This is a genomic window from Neptuniibacter sp. QD37_6 (assembly GCF_047778085.1).
In the GTDB taxonomy this organism is placed as follows: Bacteria; Pseudomonadota; Gammaproteobacteria; order Pseudomonadales; family Balneatricaceae; genus Neptuniibacter.
Genome location: NZ_CP180550.1, coordinates 104,395 through 130,306, shown reverse-complemented (window position 1 = coordinate 130,306; position 25,912 = coordinate 104,395). Strand labels below are relative to the sequence as shown.

Annotated in this window: 20 protein-coding genes; 9 read left to right on the top strand and 11 right to left on the bottom strand. The window is 45.5% G+C overall.

What is annotated here, in order from left to right:
• Window positions 1–71 precede the first annotated feature (71 nt).
• Together ACMXYO_RS00570 and ACMXYO_RS00565 are read right to left on the bottom strand one after the other, a co-directional pair.
• Window positions 72–1,007 (bottom strand): electron transfer flavoprotein subunit alpha/FixB family protein, encoded by a 936-nt coding sequence (locus ACMXYO_RS00570; RefSeq protein ID WP_415886486.1) that lies wholly within the window; start codon window positions 1,005–1,007, stop codon window positions 72–74.
• 11 nt (window positions 1,008–1,018) lie between these two features.
• Entirely contained in the window at window positions 1,019–1,768 is a 750-nt protein-coding gene (locus tag ACMXYO_RS00565; RefSeq protein WP_415886485.1) for an electron transfer flavoprotein subunit beta/FixA family protein, read from the bottom strand.
• A gap of 343 nt (window positions 1,769–2,111) precedes the next feature.
• On the opposite strand from ACMXYO_RS00565, the gene ACMXYO_RS00560 reads away from it, so the two are divergent.
• From ACMXYO_RS00560 to ACMXYO_RS00545, 4 genes are all read left to right on the top strand, one after another.
• On the top strand, window positions 2,112–3,767 hold the full coding sequence (locus ACMXYO_RS00560; protein ID WP_415886483.1) for an electron transfer flavoprotein-ubiquinone oxidoreductase: 1,656 nt from the start codon (window positions 2,112–2,114) through the stop codon (window positions 3,765–3,767).
• Between the two features lie 138 nt (window positions 3,768–3,905).
• Window positions 3,906–4,367, top strand: a complete 462-nt coding sequence (locus tag ACMXYO_RS00555; protein WP_415886482.1) for a methyltransferase family protein — start codon at window positions 3,906–3,908, stop codon at window positions 4,365–4,367.
• A 113-nt stretch (window positions 4,368–4,480) separates the two neighbouring features.
• Window positions 4,481–5,455, top strand: coding sequence for an ABC transporter substrate-binding protein (locus tag ACMXYO_RS00550; RefSeq protein WP_415886481.1), 975 nt, complete (start codon window positions 4,481–4,483; stop codon window positions 5,453–5,455).
• Window positions 5,456–5,466: 11 nt separating this feature from the next.
• Entirely contained in the window at window positions 5,467–7,488 is a 2,022-nt protein-coding gene (locus ACMXYO_RS00545; RefSeq protein ID WP_415886480.1) for an ATP-binding protein, read from the top strand.
• A gap of 33 nt (window positions 7,489–7,521) precedes the next feature.
• Here ACMXYO_RS00545 and ACMXYO_RS00540 read toward each other — a convergent pair whose 3' ends face one another.
• Window positions 7,522–8,283, bottom strand: coding sequence for an SDR family oxidoreductase (locus ACMXYO_RS00540; RefSeq protein WP_415883064.1), 762 nt, complete (start codon window positions 8,281–8,283; stop codon window positions 7,522–7,524).
• A 287-nt stretch (window positions 8,284–8,570) separates the two neighbouring features.
• On the opposite strand from ACMXYO_RS00540, the gene ACMXYO_RS00535 reads away from it, so the two are divergent.
• Window positions 8,571–9,461 carry a phosphate/phosphite/phosphonate ABC transporter substrate-binding protein gene (locus ACMXYO_RS00535; RefSeq protein WP_415886479.1) on the top strand — a complete coding sequence of 297 codons (891 nt, stop codon included), beginning with the start codon at window positions 8,571–8,573 and terminating at the stop codon, window positions 9,459–9,461.
• Between the two features lie 292 nt (window positions 9,462–9,753).
• Here the strand turns inward: ACMXYO_RS00535 and ACMXYO_RS00530 are convergent, their stop codons facing one another.
• The 6 genes from ACMXYO_RS00530 to ACMXYO_RS00505 form a co-directional block, all read right to left on the bottom strand.
• Window positions 9,754–11,643, bottom strand: a complete 1,890-nt coding sequence (locus tag ACMXYO_RS00530) for an AMP-binding protein (protein ID WP_415886478.1) — start codon at window positions 11,641–11,643, stop codon at window positions 9,754–9,756.
• A gap of 90 nt (window positions 11,644–11,733) precedes the next feature.
• Entirely contained in the window at window positions 11,734–12,624 is an 891-nt protein-coding gene (gene mmsB / locus ACMXYO_RS00525) for a 3-hydroxyisobutyrate dehydrogenase (protein ID WP_415883055.1), read from the bottom strand.
• Between the two features lie 80 nt (window positions 12,625–12,704).
• Window positions 12,705–13,814: an enoyl-CoA hydratase/isomerase family protein gene (locus ACMXYO_RS00520; RefSeq protein ID WP_415886477.1), complete on the bottom strand. Its 1,110-nt coding sequence runs from the start codon at window positions 13,812–13,814 to the stop codon at window positions 12,705–12,707.
• 11 nt (window positions 13,815–13,825) lie between these two features.
• The gene (locus ACMXYO_RS00515) at window positions 13,826–14,602 is read right to left on the bottom strand and encodes an enoyl-CoA hydratase (RefSeq protein WP_415886476.1); all 777 of its coding nucleotides are present in this window, start codon (window positions 14,600–14,602) and stop codon (window positions 13,826–13,828) included.
• A 27-nt stretch (window positions 14,603–14,629) separates the two neighbouring features.
• Complete coding sequence (locus tag ACMXYO_RS00510) at window positions 14,630–15,787, bottom strand: acyl-CoA dehydrogenase family protein (protein ID WP_415886475.1); 1,158 nt, start codon at window positions 15,785–15,787, stop codon at window positions 14,630–14,632.
• A gap of 74 nt (window positions 15,788–15,861) precedes the next feature.
• A complete protein-coding gene (locus ACMXYO_RS00505; protein WP_415886474.1) occupies window positions 15,862–17,355 on the bottom strand; it encodes a CoA-acylating methylmalonate-semialdehyde dehydrogenase in 1,494 nt (497 codons plus the stop codon).
• Window positions 17,356–17,523: 168 nt separating this feature from the next.
• Between ACMXYO_RS00505 and ACMXYO_RS00500 the strand changes: the two genes are divergently transcribed.
• The 4 genes from ACMXYO_RS00500 (at window position 17,524) to ACMXYO_RS00485 (ending at window position 22,163) form a co-directional block, all read left to right on the top strand.
• Window positions 17,524–18,438, top strand: a complete 915-nt coding sequence (locus ACMXYO_RS00500) for an AraC family transcriptional regulator (protein ID WP_415886473.1) — start codon at window positions 17,524–17,526, stop codon at window positions 18,436–18,438.
• 149 nt (window positions 18,439–18,587) lie between these two features.
• Entirely contained in the window at window positions 18,588–19,340 is a 753-nt protein-coding gene (locus ACMXYO_RS00495; protein WP_415886472.1) for an endonuclease/exonuclease/phosphatase family protein, read from the top strand.
• Between the two features lie 434 nt (window positions 19,341–19,774).
• Window positions 19,775–20,701: a bifunctional helix-turn-helix transcriptional regulator/GNAT family N-acetyltransferase gene (locus tag ACMXYO_RS00490; protein ID WP_415886471.1), complete on the top strand. Its 927-nt coding sequence runs from the start codon at window positions 19,775–19,777 to the stop codon at window positions 20,699–20,701.
• A 421-nt stretch (window positions 20,702–21,122) separates the two neighbouring features.
• Entirely contained in the window at window positions 21,123–22,163 is a 1,041-nt protein-coding gene (locus ACMXYO_RS00485; protein WP_415884719.1) for an IS481 family transposase, read from the top strand.
• Window positions 22,164–22,238: 75 nt separating this feature from the next.
• Here the strand turns inward: ACMXYO_RS00485 and ACMXYO_RS00480 are convergent, their stop codons facing one another.
• The gene (locus ACMXYO_RS00480) at window positions 22,239–25,073 is read right to left on the bottom strand and encodes an ATP-binding protein (protein WP_415886469.1); all 2,835 of its coding nucleotides are present in this window, start codon (window positions 25,071–25,073) and stop codon (window positions 22,239–22,241) included.
• Between the two features lie 12 nt (window positions 25,074–25,085).
• Window positions 25,086–25,907: a phosphate/phosphite/phosphonate ABC transporter substrate-binding protein gene (locus tag ACMXYO_RS00475; RefSeq protein ID WP_415886468.1), complete on the bottom strand. Its 822-nt coding sequence runs from the start codon at window positions 25,905–25,907 to the stop codon at window positions 25,086–25,088.
• Window positions 25,908–25,912: the final 5 nt, after the last annotated feature.

The window sequence follows — 25,912 nt, the reverse complement described above, 5'->3', positions numbered from 1 at the left end:
AAGCCGGTACCAACGGTACCGGCAAACGTAGAGTGAAAAAGAGGTAATTCACACGTAGAAGACTATTTATCCTAACTAGATAACTTTTGCTCTAATTCAGGAACGGCATCAAATAGGTCTGCCACTAAGCCGTAATCAGCAACCGAGAAGATTGGGGCTTCTTCATCTTTATTGATTGCGACAATAATTTTGGAATCTTTCATACCCGCCAAGTGCTGGATCGCACCGGAGATACCTACAGCGATATACAGCTCTGGCGCAACGATTTTGCCGGTTTGACCTACTTGCATATCATTCGGTACAAAACCTGCGTCAACCGCTGCACGGGATGCACCTACTGCTGCACCCAGCTTATCTGCAACTTTTTCCAGCATGGCAAAGTTCTCTCCGTTACCCATACCACGACCACCGGATATAATAACTTCTGCAGCCGTTAGTTCTGGACGATCAGACTGAGCCATCTCTTCGCCAACAAAGCTAGAGATACCACTGTCGTGTACTGCTGAAATACTTTCAACAGAAGCACTTCCCCCCTCAGATACCGCAGCATCAAATGCAGTACCACGAACAGTGATAACTTTTACTGGGTCGCAAGATTCAACCGTTGCGATCGCATTGCCAGCATAGATTGGGCGCTGGAAAGTATTATCCGATTCCACCGCAGTAATATCAGAGATCTGCGCTACATCTAGAAGTGCAGCGACACGCGGCATAAAGTTTTTACCTGTCGTTGTCGCTGGGGCAACGATATGACTGTAATCCTTACCGATTTCAGCCACCAACTTACCCATATTTTCAGCAAGTTGATGTTCGTAAGCGGCATTGTCCGCCAACAAAACTTTCTCAATACCTGCGACTTGTGCAGCAGCCTCTGCTACAGCGCTACAGTTTGCACCAGCAACTAGTAGATGTAGATCACTGTCCATCTGAGATGCAGCTGTCACTGCGTTTAACGTCGCTCCTTTTAGAGCGCTATTGTCATGTTCTGCAATAATTAAAATCGCCATGTCGCCGCTCCTTAAAGTACTTTCGCTTCGTTTTTAAGTTTTTCCACCAGCTCATCAACACTGGAGACTTTGATACCGGCCTGACGTTCGGCAGGCGGCGTCACTTTTAACAACTTAGTATGTGCTTTCAGCTCAACATCTAGATCTGCAGGCGTTTTAACATCTAAAGGCTTACGTTTAGCCTTCATGATATTTGGCAGAGAAGCATAACGAGGCTCATTCAAGCGTAAATCAGTAGTCACAATTGCTGGCATGTTCAGCGCAACCGTCTGCAAACCGCCATCAACTTCACGGGTCACGTTAACCTTGTCACCCTCGATCTTAACTTCAGAGGCGAAGGTACCTTGCGGCATATCGGTTAGCGCAGCCAACATCTGGCCGGTCTGGTTGTTATCGGAATCGATCGCCTGTTTACCCATAATCACAAGGCCAGGTTGCTCTTCATTGATCACTTTCGCCAGCAACTTCGCCACATTTAGTGACTCAGGCATATATTCAGTTTCGATCTGGATACCGCGGTCGGCACCGAGGGCTAGCGCCGTACGGATCTGCTCCTGACAAGCTTTAGGGCCAATAGACACCACAACAATTTCTGAAGCTGTACCCGCTTCTTTTAAGCGCACGGCTTCTTCGACAGCAATTTCACAAAATGGATTCAAAGCCATTTTCACGTTGGCCAAATCAACATCTGTATTGTCCGACTTAACACGTACTTTGACGTTGTAGTCGATAACACGTTTAACGGTTACAAGTACCTTCATCAGCAAAGACCTTTTAGTTTTAGTTGTAAGAGCGCTTCACACTCTCTGTTTTGCTTATCTCTAAATATGCGCTCATTTCGGCGACGTAGGCAATTCGCCTCAAGCATAATAAGTGTTTTCCCTAATCATACTCATTTAAAAATAATAAGCAAACACCCCTAAAATTTATAAAACCCTCCTATAGGCTAATAATCAGGCTATTTATTTATTAGGGAAAACACCTATATAATACTCCTCTATAAACGAGTCCTCTTTTATAGAGCAGTCTCACATAACTAAGTGGAATCACTAGAGAGCGGCAGAATAACGCAGATTCCTCAACCAACTATGAGGGGAGATCGACATGACAAGAGAGTCGATGGAATTTGATGTAGTCATCGTAGGTGCAGGCCCTGCAGGCTTATCAACTGCTTGCAGTTTGATGCAATTAGCACAGGATAAAGAACAAGAGCTAACCGTATGCGTAGTCGAAAAGGGCTCTGAAGTAGGCGCCCATATTCTGTCGGGTGCCATCATGGAAACCCGTGCCCTAGATGAGCTATTCCCTAATTGGAAAGAGCAAGACGCTCCGCTAACGACGGCAGTTACGGAAGATGAGGTTTACCTGCTTAAAGATGGCGACAACGGTAGCAAAATCCCTAATGCCTTTGTGCCAAAAACGATGCACAACCAAGGCAACTACATTGTTAGTTTAGGTAATGTCTGCCGTTGGTTAGCCGAACGCGCTGAAGAACTAGGCGTAGAAATTTTCCCGGGCTTCGCAGCTTCTGAGATTCTTTACAATGCCGATGGCAGCGTACGCGGTATTGCCACAGGTGATATGGGCCTAACTGAAACAGGCGAGCAGAAAGACAGCTACATGCCGGGTATGGAGCTACACGCTAAATACACCGTCTTTTCGGAAGGTTGCCGTGGTCACTTGGGCAAAGAGCTGATCAATAAGTTCGATCTAAACCAAGAAACGGATGCGCAACACTACGGTATTGGTATCAAAGAGCTATGGGATATCCCTGCAGATCAGCACCAACCGGGCTTGGTCGTTCATGGTTCTGGCTGGCCCCTAGATAAAGATACCTGTGGTGGTTTCTTCCTTTATCACACGGATAACAACCAAGTAGTTGCCGGCTTAATCGTAGATCTTAACTATGCCAACCCACATATCAGTCCGTTTGATGAGTTCCAGCGTCTTAAACATCATCCAGTACTAAAGAAACATTTAGACGGCGGTACACGCGTATCTTATGGTGCCCGTGCCATCACTAAAGGCGGCTTTAACTCTCTGCCTAAAATGAACTTCCCAGGTGGTTTATTGGTTGGCTGTAATGCCGGTACATTGAACTTCAGTAAGATCAAAGGCACACACACGGCGATGAAATCTGGCATGCTCGGTGCTGAAGCGATTTTTGAAGCGGTAGCCTCTGGTTGTTCTGGCGGTACAGATCTTGAGCGTTATCAGGATCTATTCGAGCAATCTTGGCTATACGATGAGCTGTTCCGTTCCCGTAACTTTGGTCCTGCGATGCATAAGTTTGGTGCCATCATGGGCGGTGCATTCAACTATGTAGATCAGAATATCTTCGCCGGAAAGTTGCCTATTACCCTGCATGATGACCACGAAGACCACGCTCAGTTACAACCGGCGAGTAACTTTACGCCAATCGAATACCCTAAACCTGATGGCAAACTGAGCTTCGACAAACTCTCCTCGGTATTCCTCTCCAATACCAACCACGAGGAAGACCAACCATGCCATCTGCAATTAATGGATAGCAGCATTCCACTAGGGACAAACTTGTTAACCTTTGCAGAACCAGCGCAACGTTACTGCCCTGCAGGGGTATATGAAGTGGTGGATGACGAAGAAAATGGTGGTCAGCGTTTCCAGATCAACTCGCAGAACTGCTTACACTGCAAGACCTGCGATATTAAAGATCCGGCACAAAATATCAGATGGGTTACGCCAGAGGGCATGGGTGGACCAAACTATCCAAACATGTGACCTCTCAACATTCTCGTAAAGTTGTGGAAATCTGGGGCTTCATCCATCGAAGCTCCGGATTTTTTTAGCTCAAAGTAATTCCCGGATTGGTTATATTAGGTGATACTGGACCTAGGATTTCACAACCTGAGAAGCCGCATGCTTAAGCTAGAACTGAAAATTCCACCTGTCGCACTGGTATTAATCTTTGCAGGCTTGATGTGGCTTTGCGCCAAATTACTGCCTTTCCTATCGATACAATCTGAACTTCGCATTCCCATTGCAGTTGCCATTATCCTGATCGGTTTAGTGTTTGGTTTAGCCGGTGTTTTTTCATTTCGTAAAGCCCAAACGACCGTGAATCCGACCACCCCAGAGGCAAGCTCTGCACTCGTCACTACAGGTATTTACCAATACACGCGCAACCCTATGTATGTAGGTTTGATGTGTCTACTTTTAAGCTGGGGAGCCTATCTTGCACACCCCGCCTCATTGCTCTGCTCGGTTGGCTTTATCCTGTATATGAACAGGTTTCAGATCCAACCCGAAGAACAAGCGCTCACCGTACTATTTGGTGATAGCTACAAGACCTACACTCAGCAAGTTCGACGCTGGCTGTAAGCTGGCGTCTTCTGGAAATACTGCTACATTTACAAGAGGTTAGCCCGCTAGGTTAAACCTGCCTGATCATTACTGCTGTTTAAATTTCGTACACAAAGCCAGAGAAAGATTTTATGACCCTGCGTTGCCATAAATGGATTGCTGCGCTTTTGATACTTATCTTTGCGCCCCTGACATCAGCTAACCAGCCTGCTGTGCCGGAATCAGACAAACCTATTCAAGTTTTACTGAACGACTGGACCAGCCAGTTAGTGCTGGCTCGAGTTACGGGTCAGGTACTGCAATCGATGGGCTATAACGTCGGTTACGTAAACAAAACCAGTAATGCCCAGTGGGGCTCACTCAAACTAGGCTTGAGCCACATACAGGTCGAAGTCTGGGAAGGCACTATGTCCAAGATGTTCCAGCGTATGATCGATGCAGGAGCTATAGTGGATGCCGGCACCCATGATGCTATCACCCGAGAAGAGTGGTGGTATCCGCTGTATGTCGAAGAATTATGTCCGGGCCTACCGGATTGGCAGGCGCTAAAAAAATGCTCCAATCTTTTTGTTGATCCACGCACAGCCCCTCAAGGGATGTATCTAGGCGGACCATGGGAGAAACCTGATGCCGCCCGCATCCGCGCACTCGGCATGGATTTTAAAGCGATTACCGTTGAGCAAGGTGATGACCTTTGGGTCGAGCTAAAACGCGCTGCTATCGAACAGCGCCCTATCGTTTTGTTTAACTGGACTCCCAACTGGGTGGAAGCCAAATACCCAGGCCGCTTTATTGAATTTCCAGACTATCATCCCGACTGCGAAACTAAACCCGGTTGGGGAACCAACCCGCGCTTCCTGCACGATTGCGGCAACCCGAAAAAAGGTTGGCTTAAAAAAGTCGCTTGGAAAGGTATGCCCGAAACTTGGCCTTGCGCTTATGAAACCTTACAAAACATCAACTTCAGCAACGCCATGATTGCCGAGTTAGCCTCTATGGTTGATGTTGATGGTCTGAGTTACGAAGCAGCGGCTGATAAATGGATGGCCGACAACCAGATGGTCTGGTCCGAATGGATTCCTCCTCACTGTCAGATTGAACAATAAAAGGATCAATGATGAAGGGTGATAACGCCATACCAATCAAGGATTCAATCGGCTTCAATCTGATCAAGCTGGTTTTTTCGATCTACATCATTATCGCCGCCATTGTGACGCTGGCTCACATGGCAACCGAATACTTCAATGTAAAATCTTCGGTGATGCAGGATCTGCGGCTTTACCAAAGTTCATTTGAAGAACCGCTGGCCGATTCCCTTTGGGATTTAGATCTGGAACGTACCAAAACGATTACACCGGGTATAGTGAAACTCCCTTCGATCGTTGGCTTACAGATTTATGATCTAGGCGACTCGCTTATCTCTACGGAAGGTTTAACCCCCGACAATTTGGCTGAACAGTCTGACGGAATTTTACCCACTCAATTATTGGAACATGAGTTCTCCATTGTTTACACCAAGGAGAATGAAGAGGCTGCTGTAGGTCGAGCGGTATTTTACTCCAGCTCCGACGTTGTACTTACCAAGGTACAAGCGGGCTTCGCGCTAATCATTATTAATGCCATCATCAAAACAACCGCATTGTGGGCTATTTTCCTCTATATCGTGCGTCCTACGCTGATACGTCCCATTGAGCATCTTAGTAGTGCCTTGCAGAATTTAACTTTTGATAAGCTCAGCAAATCTGACATCACCATTCCAAGAAAACGTCATGATGAGTTGAAGGTGCTCGAGCAAAGTATCAACGCCATGACTACCCGTTTAGCGGAATCCTCAGACCAACTTAACGAGCTAAACAAAAACCTCGATAGATCTCACAAGCTAGCACTTTTGCTGCTCCGCAGCGTAACGGAAATGAAAGAGAGCAAAGAGAAACAGGACTCTTTCTCTGCGGTATCTAATGTGATCTCTGAAGCGATTCCCTGTTTATCTTCATCGGCGTTGTATATCTCTTACTACCATCAAAATACCAACCGCATTCCTAACTTAGACGCGTCAGACACGCCAATAATTGAGGAATCGTACCGCCAGGATGGAAAAATTGAGATCTTGGTTCGGGATGCTCAGATACATAGCAAGACCTCGCATTCCGAGGAAAAACTGCAAGGTAATCTGATCAACATCCCACTTCGACACGGTAAAGAGCTCGTAGGCTCCATCGAAATACTGTCAAAAACCCCCGTCAGTATCAGCATCGAAGAGCAACAATTTATCAGTACGCTGATCCCCTCTCTGATTATTTCGCTAGAAGATATCAGCATCCGCTCCAACTTGGAGACGGCTGTTAGAGAAAGAACATCAGACCTGCAGAGATCAAATCACGAAATTGCGATTAAGGCGCAAGAACTGGCTCAGATCAGTCAATCTAAGTCGCAATTCCTGTCGAACATCAGTCATGAAATCCATACACCGTTAAATGCGATCATCACCCTAACCGAGCAGAACGCTCAGAACAGCCAGATCCAAGATCCTGTAGCAGTGCTTAGCGTGATTCATCACTCAGCTGAAAACCTACTCAAAGTGATCGAAAACCTTGTCGATTACTCCGAAATAGAATCCGGCAAAGCACACCTAAACCCGATTCGATTTAACCTTGAATCACTGGTCAGCGAAGCGATCGACCACAACAAACCCGCAGCCCAAGGTAAAGGTTTACAGCTCAAACTGAAAACAAAAGTGATCAACACATCCCTGTTTGGTGATTCCAAGCGCCTGTTGCAGATTTTGAATATTTTCCTCGATAACGCCCTGAAATTTACCACCCAAGGCTCCGTGATCTTGAGCGTTTCGCAACAAGCTAGCAGCAACGCACTGTCACAATTTGAGTTTTCTATTCGTGATACCGGCCTAGGCATGGATGAAGACAAGATAAAAACCCTGTTTAACATCACCGGTAACGATAGCGCACCTGCCTTTAGCACACAGACCGGACACGGACTGAACCTATCTATCAGCAAGCAATTAATCGAGTTGATGGGTGGAGAACTAGAAATCGACAGTACGCCTGATGAAGGTAGTAGCTTTAGCTTTACCTTAAGTTTTAAAAACGCCGGCGAAAGTGAACTGATCGAAGACGAGTGATGAAGCTAATTTAAGCCTCATCACTCCGACGGATTAGATACGTAGACCGCCGTCCATCTCAACAATACGACCAGTAAAGAACTCGTTCTCAATAATGTACTGAAGTGTATGCGCCATCTCTTCCACTTCACCTAAGCGGCGTACAGGTACAGCCGCAACCATACGTTCAATCGCTTCAGGTTTCATTTGAGCCGTCATTTCTGTAGCAATCACACCCGGCGCGATACCACCAACACGGATCTTATGGCGTGCTAGTTCACCCGCCCAACTCGTTACCATCGTTGCGACAGCAGCTTTGGTTGCGGAATAGTTAGTCTGGCCCATATTACCGGCACGGGACACCGAGGAGATATTTACAATAACACCACCTGTCCCTTGAGTTGCCATCGCAGCCGCTGCTTCTCGACCACAGAGAAAGGTACCGGTCATATTAACCTCAACCACCGACTGGAACTGCTCAAGGCTCATCTTCGCTTGAAGCTCACCATCCTTCACTTTGATCAGCATGCCGTCACGCATCAGACCTGCGTTATTGACCAAGCCATTAATCTCGCCAAAGTCAGCAACGATCTGCTTAAAGGTTTGCTCAACCGCGGACTCATCAGTGATATTGCACACATAACCGCGCGATTCTCCGCCAAATTCAGAACATGCAGCTACCGCTTCGTCCAAATTGCCTTGATCCAAATCGATCAGTGCCAACTTACCACCCTGCTTCGCTAGGTTCTCCGCCATTGCGCGCCCTAAACCACGACCACCACCGGTGATAACAAAAACACTGTTTTTAACCTGCATACCCGAATCTCCAAAAATATGGTCTTACCTGATTAAATATAGGTAATACCATCTACTTCTGTTGTTTTTATAACCTCATTTATAGCCTGTTTCAGGAGATATTACGAGATTTTTATTAGGGTAAACCCTAACAAATTGTAAGATGCGTAAAGAATCAGATTAGAACGGGAAAAATGTAAATAAGAATTCTTTCATTTAAGAGACAGAGCCGGAATCCAAGTTCCACTTTACTCTGCACTGTACGCTATACTCTCACAACACTCGCCCAGACAGTATATGAGGTTTATGTGAAACGTTTTGCTTTCCTTATTTGTTTCGTTTTTTCTTCCCTAATGGAATCGGTGGCATTTGCTGAAAGTTCACAACATATAGAGGGCACTAGAGAACATTTGGTTATCGGGGTTTTTCCAAGACGAAGCCCTGCAGATACAGTTAAAAACTTCACCCCGCTAGCCAAGTATCTGGAATCACAGTTAAACCACCCTGTAAAACTTGTTACGAGCAAAAATTACTCTATTTTTTCCCAATCTCTTTATCGTAACGAGTTTGACCTAGTCCACCTGAATCAATATGACTATATAAAACTGAACGAGAAACTGGGGTATAAAGTTATCGCCCAAAATGAAGAATTTGGGCACAAGACCATTAGAGCTTCATTATTTGCCCGAAAGGATTCGGATATTAATAAGCTTGAAGACCTAAGAGGTAAAAAAGTAGGCTTCGGTGGCAGTAAGCAAGCAATGATCAGCTATGTCATTCCGACACTAATGCTTCATGAAGCGGGCCTTAAAAGAGGAACTGACTACATTGAGCAAATAGTAAGAAACCCTCTTAACACTATTTTTAATAACTATACTGGCATTGTGGATGCTTCAGCTGCTGGGAACAGAGTATTAGCTCTTCCCGCTGTAAAAAATCACATTGATATCAGCAAGTTCAAAGTGATCGCTTCAAGTAAGGATTACTCACACCTACCATGGGCTATAAACGATAACTTGAAGCCTGAAATAAAAGAAAAAGTAAAATCAATTTTATTAAACTTAGACAAATCACCCAAAGGGCAAGCTGTTCTTAAATCAGCAGTGCTGACAGGTTTAAATCCAGCATCTGACGAAGACTACGATTCTTTCCGAGAAGTGATAAAAAAACTAGAGATGCTAGATAGCCCACAAATGTAACACGGCGAAATGATGTGACGATCTACTACCCAAGAGATGTAATAAAGATCGATCTCAGAATAGCCATCGTGTAAAAGCTTATTCCTAATGTCAGCATATAGAAGAAAGCAGAAACCTCTTACATGCTTTCCTTTATTCGAAACAAACCTCTAGCTGCGCAGCGGCGTCCTCCCCCTAAACAAAAAAACCGGCACATGCGCTAAGTACATGGCCGGTAAGAGAGCAGAATTTGAAAAATAGGTGAGAGCTCCTAGTGGAAGAAGCTCTACCTTTGGGTAATTTTTCTTGGGGGTTAAATGGCGCCTCGCGCTTCGATTAATGCTTCTATCTCAGGAAGAATTGAGGCGTCATCGATGGTTGAGGGCATTTTATACTGCTCTTTAGCTGCAATCTTTCGCAGTATCGCGCGCAGGATTTTGCCTGATCGTGTTTTAGGCAGTCGTTGCACGACGATTGCGCTTCTAAAGCAAGCAAGGGCACCTACTTGTTCACGGACCATTTTTACCAGCTCCGTTTGTAGTTGCTCTTCTTCGATCTGTTCACCGGCTTTTAGTACGATCAAACCTACTGGCAGTTGGCCTTTAAGTTCGTCGTTTACGCCAATCACAGCGCACTCGGCTACTGCAGGGTGAGCGGAAACAACCTCTTCCATTTCACCTGTGGATAAACGGTGGCCGGATACGTTGATCACATCGTCGGTACGACCAGTGATGTAGATATAACCGTCGTCATCTTTAAAGCCGCCATCGCCGGTGTGGTAGTAACCCGGGAAGGCTTCTAGGTAAGAGCTAACGTAACGATCGTTGTTGTTCCAGATGCTCCAAGCAACGCCCGGTGGCATCGGCAGTTTCACGCAGATGTTGCCCGCTTCGCCGTCTTCAACTTCGTTACCATCGCCATCCAATACACGGATGTCGTAGCCTGGAATAGGCTTATTGGTAGAGCCTAATCGCGCTTCAGATGGATTGTCCCACCCCATCATCGGAGCCGTCATCGGCCAACCGGTTTCGGTCTGCCACCAGTGATCGATCACCGGCACTTTCAACAAATCAGACAACCAGTGGTAGGTTGAAGAATCCAGTTTTTCACCGGCAACCAACACCCATTTAAGGCTGTTTAGATCGTATTTGTGCGAGAGTGCACCTTCTGGATCTTCTTTACGAATCGCACGGAAAGCAGTTGGCGCACAGAACATAGAGTTAACTTTGTACTCTTCGATTACACGCCAGAACGTACCTGCATCTGGCGTTTTGATCGGCTTACCTTCAAAGAAGATCGCGCTACAACCACCCATCAGTGGGCCGTAAACGATGAAGGAGTGACCCACAACCCAACCGATATCGGACGCGCCCCACCAAACATCACCTGGGTGCATGCCGTAAACGTTATTCAGGGCATAACTCAGCGCCACCGCATGACCGCCGTTATCACGCACAATCCCTTTTGGCTGCCCCGTAGTACCTGATGTGTAAAGGATATACAGCGGGTCAGAACCTTTAACCGGTGTGCATGGAGCAGGCTCGACACCTTCCTGAACTTCGATCCAGTCCAGATCGCCATCACGGTCCATGTCGGCTTTAACCATCGCACGCTGGAACACAATAGTGTGCTCTGGTTTGTGGCTTGCCAGATCGATCGCTTTATCCACCAGCGGTTTATAGGCAATGGTTTTATCAAACTCGATACCGCAAGACGCAGTAAGGATCATCTTCGGATTGGCGTCATCGATACGAATCGCCATCTCTGCAGGGGCAAAGCCACCGAAGACCACCGAGTGAATCGCACCTAAGCGAGCGCAGGCCAACATAGCCACGGCAGCTTCAGGAATCATCGGCATATAGATAAGTACCGTATCGCCTTTCTCGATGCCTTGAGCTTTTAGGGCTCCGGCAAAACGGGCAACACGATCGAGAAGCTGGTTGTAAGTAATGGCCTCTTTTTTACCGGCAGCAGGCGAATCGTAATACAGTGCAACCTGCTCTCCACGGCCATTTTCGACATGGTAATCCAGTGCTAAATAAGCGCTGTTTAGCTCACCATCGGCGTACCAGCTGTAGGTACCAAAATCTGTTTTTGTAAGGGTCTTTGTCGGCTTTTTGAACCAAGAAATACGGTCAGCCTGATCCGCCCAGTAAGCTTCGGTGTTCGCCAAAGCCAACTGATACTCATGATTGTATCCCATCGAATCAACCTCAATTATTTTTGTTTTAGGTTGGAAAGTCCTGCCAGCACGCATCAACTGGCAGGTTTCGCTTATCTGTGGATAAGTTTTTTACTGGTCTTGGTAAAGACGAAGAACGCTGGAGAAATCCAGCCCGCCGTTACCGTTGGCTTTGTGCAGATTGAACAGTGCACGCGCCTGCGAACCCATTGGAGTTGGGGACGCACTTTGTTGGCTTAGCTCCATCGCCAGACCTAAATCTTTGAACATTAGATCGACTTGGAAACCACCCTGATAATCGTTAGAAGATGGTACGCCTTCCATCACACCTGGGAACGGGTTGTACACCTGTAGTGACCAGTTGTTACCGGAGCTCTGCTTCATAATTTCAGAAAGCACTGCTGGATCTAGGCCATTCTTCACACCCATGTTTAGGGCTTCAGATGTACCTGTCATTAGGATCGCGAGCAGCATGTTGTTACACGCTTTAGCGACCTGACCTGCGCCGTTGCTACCAGCGTGGAAGATGTTTTTACCCATGCACTCAAGCACAGGTTTTGCTTTAGCGAACTGCTCGTCAGATGCGCCCACCATGAATGCTAGCGTGCCTGCTACTGCACCACCTACACCGCCAGATACCGGCGCGTCGATAAAGTTGATACCACGCTCTGCACCTACTGCTGCAACCTGCTTAGCTGTTTCGGCATCGATCGTAGATGAATCGATAATCAGTGCACCGTCAGCAACCACATCAAACAGTGGCGCATCACCAGACACCATCAAACCTTCTACATGCTTACCTGCTGGTAGCATAGTGATAACAAACTCAGCATCGGTTGCTGCATCTACGGCTGTCGCAGCAGCTTGGCCACCTTCAGCCACTACTTTGGCAATTGCATCTTGAGACAGGTCGAATGCTTTAACTGAGTGACCTGCTTTAACAAGGTTGATCGCCATTGGACCACCCATGTTACCTAAACCTATAAAACCGATAGTCGCCATTTCTCTAGCCCTATTTATTGTTATACATCGTTGTTTTATCTGGATGCTTAACGCTGCATCCCATCTTCATTGCCCACGCCTTACAAATTGGCGAGCGGGTTCTCCTGTCCGTCGCCTTTCCAAGGTGACTCAAAAAACTCAGCTACTTTTGCCTGATCGACCTCTGCCAGCGTTGGATAGGTCCACTGCGGCTTGCCATCTTTATCCACAAGCAGCGCGCGCACGCCTTCTGGGAATTCACGATGACTGCAACACTGAACAGAGAGTACTAACTCAGCACAGAACACCTCTTTCAGGGACATCTGATCGGTGCGTTCTAGTTGCTGTTTGATCAGGTTGATCGCAAGAGGACTGCCATGACCGATCGCTTTCTGGGAGCGGTTGATCCACTTGTCGTCGCTTTCAACCGCCAACAGTGCAGAGACAATCTCTTCAACACTGTCGTGATCGGTAATCTTCCGGATAAAGTCGTAATGCTGTTGAATCGGGGACCCCGACTTAAACTGCGGTTGCGACTGCTCTTCTACAACCCGTAACACACGGTTAACGGCAGCTGTTGCACAGCCATCCCAGTTTTCTGCTTGTAGCCCTTCAACCATGTTCTGGCGTAGTTCATTCGCGACAAAGCGATCAGCCAAACCAAGGAATAGTGCATCAGCAGCAAACATTGGGTTACCCGTCAGACCCAGGAACAAACCTGTACGACCCGGCATGTGATTCAAGAACCAGCTACCACCTACATCTGGGTAAAGGCCGATCGTCACTTCTGGCATCGCCAAATGGGAGCTTTCAGTCACGATACGGTGGCTACAGCCGTTCATCAGACCCATGCCGCCGCCCATCACAATACCCGCACCCCAACAGATAATTGGTTTTGGATAAGTATGGATGGTGTAATCCAGCGTGTACTCCCGGGTGAAGAAATCTTCTGGGAAGGAAGCATCGCCCTCACCGGTCATCGCCTTGTAAAGATTGACGACATCACCACCGGCACAAAACGCTTTCTCACCGGCGCTATCCAGCAGGATCGCTACGACAGAATCGTCTGTTTTGCACTCATCCAGTTTTGGCTGGATCAGGTCGATCATCTCCAAGGTCAGCGCATTCAAAGAGCGCTCGGCATTCAGACTGATCTCAACAATCTTCTTGCCATCTTGGGTTGGGTATTCGTTAAACAGTACGCAGCTCATCAATCAGTCCCTTATTGGTTTTTCCACTCAGGTGCACGCTTATCTAGGAATGCGTTCACACCCTCTTTCTGATCTTCGGTGTGGAATAGATCAACAAACAGTTCGCGTTCTAGACGGTAACCGGCATCCCAGTGATGAGTGCGGTTGTTCTGAATCAGTTGCTTACAAGCCGCGATCGCCGTTGGGCTTTGTTTTTCTACCGCTTTTGCCAACTCCATCGCTTTGTCGTACGCCTGACCTTGTGGCACTAGCTCTTCAACTAAACCGATACCTTTAGCTTGTGGCGCTTTAATACGCTCGCCACAAAGGATCATGCGCTTAGCCCAACCTTCGCCCACCAGCATGGTTAGGTTCTGCGTACCGCCAGCACATGGCAGTAGACCAACAGTCGCTTCTGGTAGTGCCATCTGCGCTTGCTCTTCGGCAACGCGAATATCGCAGGCTAGCGCGACTTCTAAACCGCCGCCCATAGCAAAGCCGTTGATCGCTGCGATAGATACACCGCGGAATTTAGATAAGCTTTCAAAAGCACGACCAAACTGACTCGCCATCTCACGAGCCATAGCACGATCACCATCGGCAAACAGGTTTAGATCGGCACCGGCAGAGAAGAACTTCTCGCTAGTAGAACGCAATACCAAAGCGTAGATCTGTTTGTCTTGGTTTAGCTCGTCAACAATCGTGACTAAACCGGACAAACTCTCTTCGGTCCAAGTGTTGGCCGGAGGATTATTCATGGTGATAACGGCGGTATGACCGTGTTTTTCTACAATCAATTTATCTGTCATAGCTTTCTCCAATTCTGTCCTACCGGATCACACAAGATCCGCTGCATCTTCCATCAATACTCGACGAGCAATAATGACGCGCATAATTTCGTTAGTACCTTCAAGGATACGGTGTACGCGGTTATCACGTAGGTAGCGCTCCAATGGGTACTCTTTGATATATCCGTTGCCGCCAAAGATCTGTAGTGCTTCGTCAGCAATGTTAAAACCAACATCTGTGGCAAAACGTTTTGCCATCGCGCAGTACGCCGTTTTATCGGCATGGCCTGCATCCAGTTTCGATGCTGCCAAACGCACTAGCTGTCTTGCTGCGACTAGCTCGGTCGCCATATCTGCCAACTTGAACTGCAACGCTTGGAAGTGCGCTAGCTCTTTACCAAACTGTTTACGCTCATGCAGATAGTCGCGCGCTTTGTTCAGCGCCGCTTGTGCGGTACCAATCGAGCAAGTCGCGATATTGATACGGCCACCATCAAGGCCTTTCATCGCAATTTTGAAGCCGTCACCTTCATTGCCCAGTAGAGCAGATGCCGGTACTACCACGTCTTCAAACGTAATCATTCGTGTCGGCTGGCTGTTCCAGCCCATTTTTTCTTCTTTACGGCCGTAAACGATGCCATCGCTCTTAGCATCCACCGCAAAAGCGGAGATCCCTTTTGGTCCCTCTTCACCGGTACGTGCCATTACAACAAGTACATCTGTACTACCGGCACCGGAGATAAAGATCTTGCTGCCATTTAGGATGTAGTTATCACCCTCACGACGTGCCGTAGATTTAAGGGAAGCTGCATCAGAACCGGCATTTGGTTCGGTTAAGCAGTAGGACGCTAATTTCAGACCGGCAGTTAGATCTGGGCACCAGTGCTCGCGGGTTTCCTGATTACCAAAATCGGCAATCATCCACGCGGCCATGTTGTGAATCGTGATAAACGCAGTGGTCGAGGTACAACCCATCGCCAACTGCTCAAAGATAATGCTGGCATCTAAGCGGCTCAGGCCTAGACCACCGACATCTTCCGGTGAATACAGGCCACAAAAGCCCATCTCACCTGCTCGACGCAGCACATCAACTGGAAAAATCTGTTTTTCATCCCACTCAGCTGCATGGGGCTCAAACTCATTTTGCGCAAAGGCACGGGCCATATCGGCGAATGCAATCTGATCTTCATTCAGCTCGAAATCCATTGCTCTCTCCTTAGGTGGAAAGAGGTCACGCAACCGTGCCTCTTTCTCGTTATTGTTCTGTTCGTAACAACTGATTACTTCAACTGGATCGTTGTGTTTACGCCAGTATCAATATCATCTTCAAACCAACGTGCTGTAACAGTCTTAGTCTCGGTGTAGAACTTAACCGCTTGCTTACCGTAAGCGTGCTGGTCACCGTAGAAAGATTTTCTCCAGCCCGTGAAAGAGAACATTGGTAGAGGCACTGGTACAGGTACGTTGATACCAACCTGACCTACTTTGATCTCGTGCTGGTACTTACGTGCTGCTGCACCAGAAGAGGTGAACATGGAAGTACCGTTACCGTATGGGTTCTCGTTGATCAGCTCGATCGCTTCTTCCAACGTGTCTACTTCAAGTGCGATTAGAACAGGGCCGAAGATCTCTTCTTGGTAGATAGACATGTCGCGCGTTACACCGCGGAACATTGTTGGGCCAACCCAGTTACCGTCTGGGTAACCATCAACTACGCATTCGCTACCATCGAGAATACATTCTGCACCGGCGTCTTTACCTTCTTGGATGAAGTTAAGAACACGCTCACGCGCCTGTGGATTAATTAGTGGGCCGTAACCTGCTTTTGGATCATCCCACGCACCTGGCTGTACTTTGGCTAGGGCATCACGTACTTCTGGGATCCACTCACGTGCTTCACCAACGAATACCGCAACAGAGATCGCCATACAGCGCTGACCTGCTGCACCAACAGAGGCACCAGCAATGCTGTTAACAACCTGGTTTTTAGACGCATCCGGCATAACCACCATGTGGTTCTTCGCACCAGCGAATGCCTGAACACGTTTCATTTTGTCAGTACCTGTACGGTAGATGTGCTCACCTACAGCCACAGAGCCTACGAAAGAGATTGCTGGCGTATCTTTGTGAGTCAGGAGCTGGTTTACCGCATCTTTTGTACCGTGAACAACTTGTAGAAGACCGTCTGGCGCGCCTGCTTCTTTGAACAGCTCAGCCAAGCGCATTGGCGTTAGTGGATCCTGCTCAGATGGCTTAAGAACGAAGGTGTTACCGCAAGCGATCGCCATTGGGAACATCCATAGAGGGATCATTGCTGGGAAGTTGAATGGTGTAACACCAACACATACACCTAGTGGCTGAGTGATGCTGTAGCAATCGATCTTACGCGCTACGTTCTCAACCGTTTCACCCATAGATAGAGAAGCGATGTTACAAGCGTGTTCTACAACTTCGATACCACGCCAAACGTCACCTTTCGCATCTTCAAATGTTTTACCTGTTTCCTGAGCAAGAAGTGTAGCTAGCTCATCGTGGTTCTCTTTTAGCAGGTGCTGGTAACGAAGCATTAGACGAGCACGCTCACCTACAGGAGTATCTTTCCAATCTTCAAACGCAGCTTTGGCAGCTTCTACTGCTTGATCAACTTCTGCAGCCGTTGCGCAAGGAACCTGTGCAATCACTTCCTGCGTAGCAGGGTTAGTTACTGGAAGCAGGGTCTGTGATTCACTCTTAATAAATTCGCCGTTGATAAGTAAAGGTACTTGCTGTGTCATTCTCTGATACCTGTATTTCTTGTTGTAGTTGTATTGTTTTACGTCGCGTTCAAACTCAATAACTCTGTTTTATCATGCAGCTTAGCAATTCAAGATTGATAATCTTGTCCAATTGATGGACTATATTGCGATCATATAAGTAATTACCCTAATACATAGGTCGTAACTATGAGCAGCCCATCAAATTGGCCCTTACCCCCTGAAAGCATTCGCTTTGTCACCCCAAGGCGCGTGGTAGCTGAATTAGCGCAGAATCCGCTAAGCCAGGGCCTGTATCCTCTAGGGATGGGCTACTATCGCGAAGCCAGCGGGCATCACATGGAAAGGATGGAACATGACGATTATCTAATGATCTATTGTTTGGACGGCGAAGGTGAAGCAGTACTTAATGATAAGAAGGTTAGAGTCAAAGCCGGTGATATATTGCTGATTCCTAAAGGAATAGCCCACACCTATAAAGCGCGACAAAAGCGCCCCTGGACGATCTATTGGGTCCACTTTCATGGCCATCAAGCCGCTGATTTTGTTGCGCATTTAGAGCAGCGCGAGTCCCCGCAAAGGCAATTTATTATCCCCATCGGTATCCACTCGCGCCTTGCCAGCGATTTTGAAGCGCTTCTAGAAGCCCGCGAGTCCACCTACAACCTCAATGCCTATATCTGCGCAGCAAACCAGCTTCGGCAGATACTCAGCCATATCGCCCTGCTACAGCCCTTAGCACGTCAAAAACTATCAAGAGCAGGCTTGGATATAGAACGCGTTCACAGCCTGATGCAGACCCACGTTCACGAGCAACTGGATCTGGATACGCTGGCCGAAAGCGTCAACCTATCGAAATTTCACTTTGTAAAAAAATACAAAGAAATCACCGGCACCACCCCTATCAACCACTTTATCCAGCTCAAGATAGAGCGCGCTTGTCACCTTCTCGATACCACCACCAACAGCATCAACGAGATCTCTTTTGCCGTGGGTTATGACGATGCCTACTACTTCTCCCGTATTTTTAAGAAATTGATGGGATTATCGCCAAGTCAGTATAGAAAGATGCGGACCGGGGCTTTTCCTTATAAGAGTCAGTAAGAGCAGAGCGCTTCGCTAGAGATCGGCTGCGCCTAGAGAAAAGGATTAGGACGTGGCAGGAGTCTGAGCTTTATGCATGAAGAAGACACTTACCAATCAATCTATTACTATGCTTAATTGCCCAACTAATATTATGGACTCTTACATTGATGAAAATCGTGACATGGAATTGTAATGGGGCCCTCCGCAAAAAGACTGATGTAATTGACACACTAAAACCTGATATCGCGGTTGTTCAAGAGTGTGAAAACCCTGATGAATCAACCGCAAAATATAAAGCTTGGGCAGGGGAATATCTTTGGTTTGGAAGGTCTAAAAATAAAGGTATAGGGATATTCGCAAAGAATGGAAATACAGTAAGAAAGTTAGAATGGAGCGGAGAATTTCGAATTGATGGCCTTGTCAGTAGGCACGCTTCTTTGAGCTGGAAAACTGAAGAGTTAGAACTGTTTTTTCCTTGTAGAATAAATGATGAATTGAACCTCTTAGCAGTATGGACGAAAGCGGCAAATTCAAATAATTTCGGGTACATGGGCCAATTTTGGAAATACCTGCAAATACATCGTTTAGAGTTATCTCTATCACCTACGATGATTGTCGGTGATTTCAACAGCAACACAAGATGGGACCAACCAGATCGATGGTGGAATCACAGTGATGTAATAGATGAATTACGTGAAATTGGTATCACCAGTTTATATCACGAGCAATTTTCGGAAGATCAAGGAAAAGAAACCTCCCCGACTTTTTATCTACACCGCAAAGAAGATAAGCCTTATCACATAGACTATGTATTTTTATCCGAAGACCTAAAAGCCATAAGTAAGCTAACTGTAGGAAAACGGAACGACTGGATTTCTGTCAGCGATCACATGCCCTTAATTGTTGAAACGAAATACTAGCAAGTAGGGTGTAATAGCTGAGCGTATTACACAACTTAAAAGCCTTAACGGTGCAATACGCTTCGCAATTGCCCCTACATATTTTTAGATCTTTTCCTCTAGCGTTAGCGTCCTCGAAGGCGAAGCAGCATCCTAATACCACTTGCTAGCATTTAGATAGCTTGGCAGTGCAATTCACTTCGCTATTGCAACCTACACATAGACAAGTTCATCCAAGAAGCAGACGGGTGCTTTTCCTTATTAGGAGTTTAAGAGCAGGACGCCTGCACCTAGAGGAAAAGATATTGGTAGGGGAGTGACTTCTGCTTTGTGCCAAACGTGAATATCTGCATCTACGACTCAATAGCCCAGACACCTTCTGCTTATCAAGAAAGCAAATACTTGACAGAGTCATATATTAACATGGTAACCTCATGCTATTAGAGGAGGCTTTTATGACTTTTAGTGTAACTTTGAAAGCAATTAATAACGTCAGGGAATTTAACCGAGTCTACACTCGTGAAATGGGAATTCTAAATGAGCGCTTTTTAGATAGCGGTTTTACCCTGCCAGAGCTTCGAGTTCTATTTGAAGTCGCCAGTAATCGGTCTCTAATGACTAGTCAGCTTGCCCAGTCGCTATGCATGGATCAAGGGTATGTAAGTCGAATAGTAACAACCCTGAAAAAAGAAGGATTAGTTACGAGCCAACCGAACCCTAATGACAAGCGTCAAAAGATTCTCACACTAACGTCTTTGGGGGAATCAACGTATGCGGAATTGGAAACATCGGTACAAGTAGACATTCGTAATCAACTTGAAGAGTTTACGCCCGAAGATCAGCAGCAGATGATCGAAGCAATGAACACCATAACTCGTTTGATAAAGAAAAGTGGAAATAAAAATAGTTTGATTCGTCCTATTCGATTAGGAGATTTAGGGCACATTATCAAACGTCATGTAGATCTTTACGCACGAGAGTATGGATGGGGGCAAAGCTTTGAACTCGCGGTTATGGAAGTGCTTACTAGCTTCTTAAAAAACTTTGATCCTCAATATGAACAGGGGTGGGTTGCTGAAGTTGACGGCGAGTTTGCTGGTTGCATATTTGCTGTAAAAGAAAATGACAGCACTGCTCGCTTAAGAGCATTGTTAGTAGAACCTAAGTTTCGATGCCTTGGTATTGGCAATCAACTTATAGAACAATGCCTAGATTTTTGTCGTAGTAAACAATATGGCACTGTCGTGCTTTGGACATGCGATGCTTTAACGCAAGCACGAAAACTTTACTCAAAACATGGTTTCATTAGAACAAGTCAGTGGCCTGAAAAGGAGTTTGGAAGCAGTTTGATTAGCGAAGACTGGGCGTTAGATTTGCCATGAAGGCAAATAACTGTCGAACTACTAACCATGTATTTCACGATGACGGCAAGTAGGGTGTAATAGCGGAGTGTAATACACATCTTGAAAGCCTTAACGGTGCAATACGCTTCGCGATTGTACCCTACATAATTTGGCAGATATGGTTACAGCCTCTTACTAAGAGGCTTCTCGGTGAATGCAGAAGGGGGCTTTCCTTATTCAGAACACCTAGGGGAAAAGCAGAGGTAGTGTAGCTGAGACTTTACGACTTAAATATCTTTGGATAACAAGAAGCCCTCCCAAGAGAGGACTTGGTGCTCTATTACCAATAGTTCTAACCTGAATTAGTCTCGACCTAATCTGACATATCTTCTTGAGAAAGAGAGAGTTACCCGTTTTGATAAAGGTGCTGAAATCTTAAATCAAAACAAAGGTAACTCTCATGTTGCATACTAGCAATCCCATCATTAAACACAAAGCAGGCTTACTCAACCTTGCGGAAGAACTTGGAAACGTCTCAAAAGCCTGCAAAGTAATGGGTGTCTCCCGTGATACGTTTTATCGCTATCAGGAACTTGTTGAGGAAGGCGGTGTTGATTCACTGATCAACCGATCTCGCAGAACGCCCAATGTCAAAAACCGTGTAGATGAGCAGATTGAGAACGCTGTCATTGAACACGCGATAGCTTTCCCCGCTCATGGCCAAGCCCGAACCAGTAACGAACTGCGTAAAGCTGGCGTGTTTGTATCGGGCAGTGGTGTTCGTTCCATCTGGCTACGTCATAACTTAGAAAACTTTAAAAAGCGCCTTTCGGCTCTGGAAGCAAAGGTTGCGAGTGAAGGTATCATTCTGACGGATGACCAAGTGGCTGCGCTTGAGAAGAAGAAACAAGATGACGAAGCCTGCGGTGAAATAGAAACGCATCATCCTGGCTATCTGGGTTCTCAGGACACGTTCTACGTGGGTAATCTAAAAGGGGTTGGCAGGATATATCAGCAAACCTTTGTTGATACGTACAGCAAGGTAGCGTTCGCTAAGCTCTACACGACGAAAACCCCAATTACCTCAGCCGATGTATTGAATGATCGTGTATTACCATTCTTTGAGGCTCAGGAGCTGCCTATGCTGCGTATCCTGACTGATCGAGGCACGGAATACTGTGGCAAGGTTGAGCAGCACGATTACCAGCTATATCTCGCCATCAACGATATTGATCACACGAAAACCAAAGCGAGACACCCACAGACTAACGGTATCTGTGAGCGCTTCCATAAAACGATATTGAACGAGTTTTATCAGGTTACGTTCCGTAAAAAGCTCTATGCTTCACTGGAAGAACTGCAAAAAGATCTGGACGAATGGCTGGATTATTACAACAATGAACGAACTCATCAGGGGAAAATGTGCTGTGGCAGAACGCCACTGGAAACATTGCTTGATGGAAAACAGATTTGGGCTGAAAAGAATTTAGCCCAAATCTAATCTGACAGTAGCACTGGAAAGAACGGGTAACTGTCAGATCAGGTCTGAGCTAGTACATCTAACCTAATGTGGTAGCTACTCTAATGTATTTTTAATTGATCCAAGTATGTTCAGTGCTTCATCAAACTCAAAGTTGTCGAGAGAGTTGTAAAGTTCATCTGCTAATGTAATTAGCTCTGGGTCTGACACTGATTTTTTAAGTTCTTTGGCAACCTCGATACAACTTACATCTCCTTGTTTGACTTTATCTTCCAGTTCCACCAACAGTTGTGAAAGATCTAATGAATTAGCACTTGTAGAGTCTAAACAGAACTCATTACCGCAATACAAATCAATTTCTTTCTTTAACTTGGATATTTCTTGCGAAAGCTGCTCAGCTTGATTCCGAAGAAGTTCCTCTGACCAGTTTTCAGAATGCTCAATGTTATTAAGAAGCATCTGCAGAGGGTAAGCTCCTAAATTAGCAGCGACACCTGCCACTGAGTGAACCTGGCGTTTAAGCTCTTCCCCTTCATCATTGATTGGATGTTCAATAAGCTGGCCTGGCAGTGACTCTAGTAGTTCTAGCATCTGCCCAAGCATCTTCTGATACAAATCACTGTTACCACAAAGCCTGTTTAAGCCATCCTCAATATTTAGAACAGCATCAGTATTGCGATGACTCTCAGAAAAGGTCTCTCTTGAATCTTGTTTTATCCAATGTAAGAGCACATCTTCTAGTTGTTGGGGATCTATTGGTTTTGATACATGATCATTCATTCCCACAGAAAAACTTTTTTCTTTGTCGCCCTCCATCGCATTGGCCGTAAGCGCGATAATCGGTAACTGATCAAACTCAGGACTTTTACGAATTTCTTCTGCAGCTGTATACCCATCCATTACAGGCATCTGAATATCCATCAGGATCAAATCAAAAGTCTCTTGATATAAAGCGCTCAGTACTTCTTCTCCGTTTTCACAGCAAACGACTTCAATTCCTAGTGCTTTCAGCAATCCAACTGCGACTTCTGTATTTATTGAATTGTCTTCAGCGAGAAGTACTTTTGATCCCTTTAATCGGTCATTTTTGGGTACTTCACTATCTAATCGAATATCTTCGAGCTTATTTTTGTCTTTAAGAATATTTACTAACTCACCCAATACAGATGATGGCGTAAGTAATTCAGATACATGGTAGACAGGAAAGGCGTGTTTAATCTCGGAGGTTTGTTTTGAACCGGTTACAAAGACACATGTAGGTAGAGTAGTTATGGCATGACCTTCAGACATTTTTTGATACAACGCGTCGTAATCAAATTGTCCTTCAAGATCCATAAAGACAAGGAGTTCATGCGACTCATCAGATGCAGCCACCTTAAAGTGCTTCCAATTAATATCTGAGAAGTGTTCAACATTGCCTGTAACATTTACATCAAAGGCTTTGAGTGCATTAACCATCCCTTCGTTGCCAACAACGTAAGCATTAATCTTATCTAATTCGGTAAAATTATTGCCTTTCTTAGGTGTACGTTCTTCACATTCCTTCAGTGGTAGCTCAACTGTAAATGTGGATCCCTTACCTTCAGAGCTATTAATACTAATTTTACCTTTCATTAACTCTACTAGCTGTGCAGTTATTGCCAAGCCAAGACCGGTGCCACCAAATTTTCGGGTGGTACTACTATCTCCCTGGTTGAATGGTGTAAATAAGTGCTTCTGTTTATCTTTGGCAATCCCTATTCCAGAATCAGAGACATTGAAACGAAGAAAATGAGATCCTTCTTCATTTATAAAACTATCAGCCTCGAGCTTCACGAAACCACTTTGGGTAAATTTAACGGCATTTCCCGTTAGGTTCGTCAAAATCTGAGTTAACCGTAATGGATCCCCTACAAAGTTATCAGCAAGATTGAAATTACGTTTAACAATAAATTGAATATTTTTTTCGTTCGCATTCAGATGATTAACTACATAAACATTCTGAAGCACTCGATCAAGGCTAAATCGAGTTTGCTCAACGTCCATGTGACCGGACTCAATCTTCGAGAAATCGAGGATGTCATTAATGATGCCTAGGAGATTTTTGGAAGAGAGCTGAATCTTTTCTAAGTAATTTTTTTGTTTTTCGGTTAGGTCTGCACTATCTAAAGACAAATGAGTTAAACCAATAATCGCATTCATTGGTGTTCTGATTTCATGGCTCATATTAGCCAAAAATTCGCTCTTTGCTTTTGCAGCCTGCTCAGCTCTGATTACAGCTTGGTGTAGATCGTAGTTCTTATCTTTGATGGTGTTTTGCATCTTATTAAATGCATTGTATACAACACCTATCTCATCATTTGTTTTTACCGTTAATGATTGGGTAAAGTTGCCCTCTCTGATATTTTGAGCAGCACTTGTTAGTTCTTCTAGAGGGCGAATCACTAATTTTCGATTCCACCAACCGCCAAATACAACAATAAATAAGCAAACTATCCCAGTGCCAAAGCGAAGAAGGACTAACTGGTCAGTTATATATTCAAGCTCATGTTCAATTTCTAGTTCGTACCTAAAACTACCCAGTTTTTCCCCACCCCAGGTCAATTCTTCCTCAATGATCAAATATTCATCACTTCCTTCATGAAAAAGAACACGCTGCGATAAGGGATATAGCTGCTGCCCCGAGTTTGAAAACAGAACAATCCCTCCTTCTGATTCCTCGGCATGCATACGTTCTTGACGTTCAAGAATACTAAAGATTTTAGATAGATCTCCTGCAGCAAGTTCTTCAGCTATTATGGGAGCTAACACTTTAAGTTCAGAACGTTCAGAATCGATAATGACTTCCAACTGTTGCTCTTTGTAGTACGGGATATAAGCAAGTTCAACAGAACCTAGAAAAAAGCCTAGGGTTACAATTACGGGAGTGATTATTTTAGTCGCTATTTTCACTTCAGATCCTAGTTACTTTGGTGAAACATAATAACGTTCGAGATTAAGCTTGCGTACTTGATCGTAATCTCTATCACTAGCAGCACCTATTTTTTTAAACGGTACTTTTGCAAGGAGCTTCTGGTGATTTTCATCTTTTCCCATCTGTAACAATGCTTCTGTAACCGATTCTACGATGTCTGAGTCGAGATCTAATTTTGCAGTCAAAGGATGCGGCTGAACACTTTCCGTTTTGAGCAATATATTAAGCTTTTCTTTTATATCTGATTGTTGCTGATTGAAGGTTTTTTGAACCCCTCCACCAGCAGGGGCTAAGTTCAAAACAACATTGAGGTAAACCGAGGAATGGGTGTTAACAAATTTTGGCGTAAAATTAATACCATATTTCTGCTCAAGCTCAGAACGTATCATCAATGATGCACCCAAGGCATTAGGGGCTGGGAATACTAGGGTTTGACCTTCAAGCTGCTGGATGTTTTGAATGCCTTCGTCGCGATTAACAACCAGAATACCAAACAGTTTCCTTCCATGATCTCTAGCAATAGGTTTGTAATGTTCAGATATAGTGTAGTGATAAGGGTTCATGTACGCGAAATCAAAAGCACCCATTGAAAAATCCTTTTCAAATGTTGGAATATCCTTCGACCCTTTAAGTACGTACTTATGACCCGTTTTTTCTTCCAAAACATCTAAGATTGGTTGCCAAATAGAATATATAGTTTTGATATCGAACTGCGGAACCACTCCAACTGTGAATGTTTTCGCTACTGAAACCGAAGGGCAAGCTAGAGTAAATACAAAAAGGAAAGTAAATAAACGTCTATTAAGCAACATCTTAT

Bases quoted from the DNA above. Each gene is read 5' to 3' on its own strand.
- ACMXYO_RS00510 (WP_415886475.1), bottom strand. From the start codon at position 15,787: ATGGATTTCGAGCTGAATGAAGATCAGATTGCATTCGCCGATATGGCC.
- ACMXYO_RS00570 (WP_415886486.1), bottom strand. From the start codon at position 1,007: ATGGCGATTTTAATTATTGCAGAACATGACAATAGCGCTCTAAAAGGA.
- ACMXYO_RS00485 (WP_415884719.1), top strand. From the start codon at position 21,123: ATGTTGCATACTAGCAATCCCATCATTAAACACAAAGCAGGCTTACTC.
- ACMXYO_RS00560 (WP_415886483.1), top strand. From the start codon at position 2,112: ATGACAAGAGAGTCGATGGAATTTGATGTAGTCATCGTAGGTGCAGGC.
- ACMXYO_RS00500 (WP_415886473.1), top strand. From the start codon at position 17,524: ATGAGCAGCCCATCAAATTGGCCCTTACCCCCTGAAAGCATTCGCTTT.
- ACMXYO_RS00505 (WP_415886474.1), bottom strand. From the start codon at position 17,355: ATGACACAGCAAGTACCTTTACTTATCAACGGCGAATTTATTAAGAGT.
- ACMXYO_RS00475 (WP_415886468.1), bottom strand. From the start codon at position 25,907: ATGTTGCTTAATAGACGTTTATTTACTTTCCTTTTTGTATTTACTCTA.
- ACMXYO_RS00565 (WP_415886485.1), bottom strand. From the start codon at position 1,768: ATGAAGGTACTTGTAACCGTTAAACGTGTTATCGACTACAACGTCAAA.
- ACMXYO_RS00515 (WP_415886476.1), bottom strand. From the start codon at position 14,602: ATGACAGATAAATTGATTGTAGAAAAACACGGTCATACCGCCGTTATC.
- ACMXYO_RS00540 (WP_415883064.1), bottom strand. From the start codon at position 8,283: ATGCAGGTTAAAAACAGTGTTTTTGTTATCACCGGTGGTGGTCGTGGT.
- mmsB (WP_415883055.1), bottom strand. From the start codon at position 12,624: ATGGCGACTATCGGTTTTATAGGTTTAGGTAACATGGGTGGTCCAATG.
- ACMXYO_RS00495 (WP_415886472.1), top strand. From the start codon at position 18,588: ATGAAAATCGTGACATGGAATTGTAATGGGGCCCTCCGCAAAAAGACT.
- ACMXYO_RS00490 (WP_415886471.1), top strand. From the start codon at position 19,775: ATGACTTTTAGTGTAACTTTGAAAGCAATTAATAACGTCAGGGAATTT.
- ACMXYO_RS00520 (WP_415886477.1), bottom strand. From the start codon at position 13,814: ATGAGCTGCGTACTGTTTAACGAATACCCAACCCAAGATGGCAAGAAG.
- ACMXYO_RS00530 (WP_415886478.1), bottom strand. From the start codon at position 11,643: ATGGGATACAATCATGAGTATCAGTTGGCTTTGGCGAACACCGAAGCT.
- ACMXYO_RS00545 (WP_415886480.1), top strand. From the start codon at position 5,467: ATGAAGGGTGATAACGCCATACCAATCAAGGATTCAATCGGCTTCAAT.
- ACMXYO_RS00555 (WP_415886482.1), top strand. From the start codon at position 3,906: ATGCTTAAGCTAGAACTGAAAATTCCACCTGTCGCACTGGTATTAATC.
- ACMXYO_RS00550 (WP_415886481.1), top strand. From the start codon at position 4,481: ATGACCCTGCGTTGCCATAAATGGATTGCTGCGCTTTTGATACTTATC.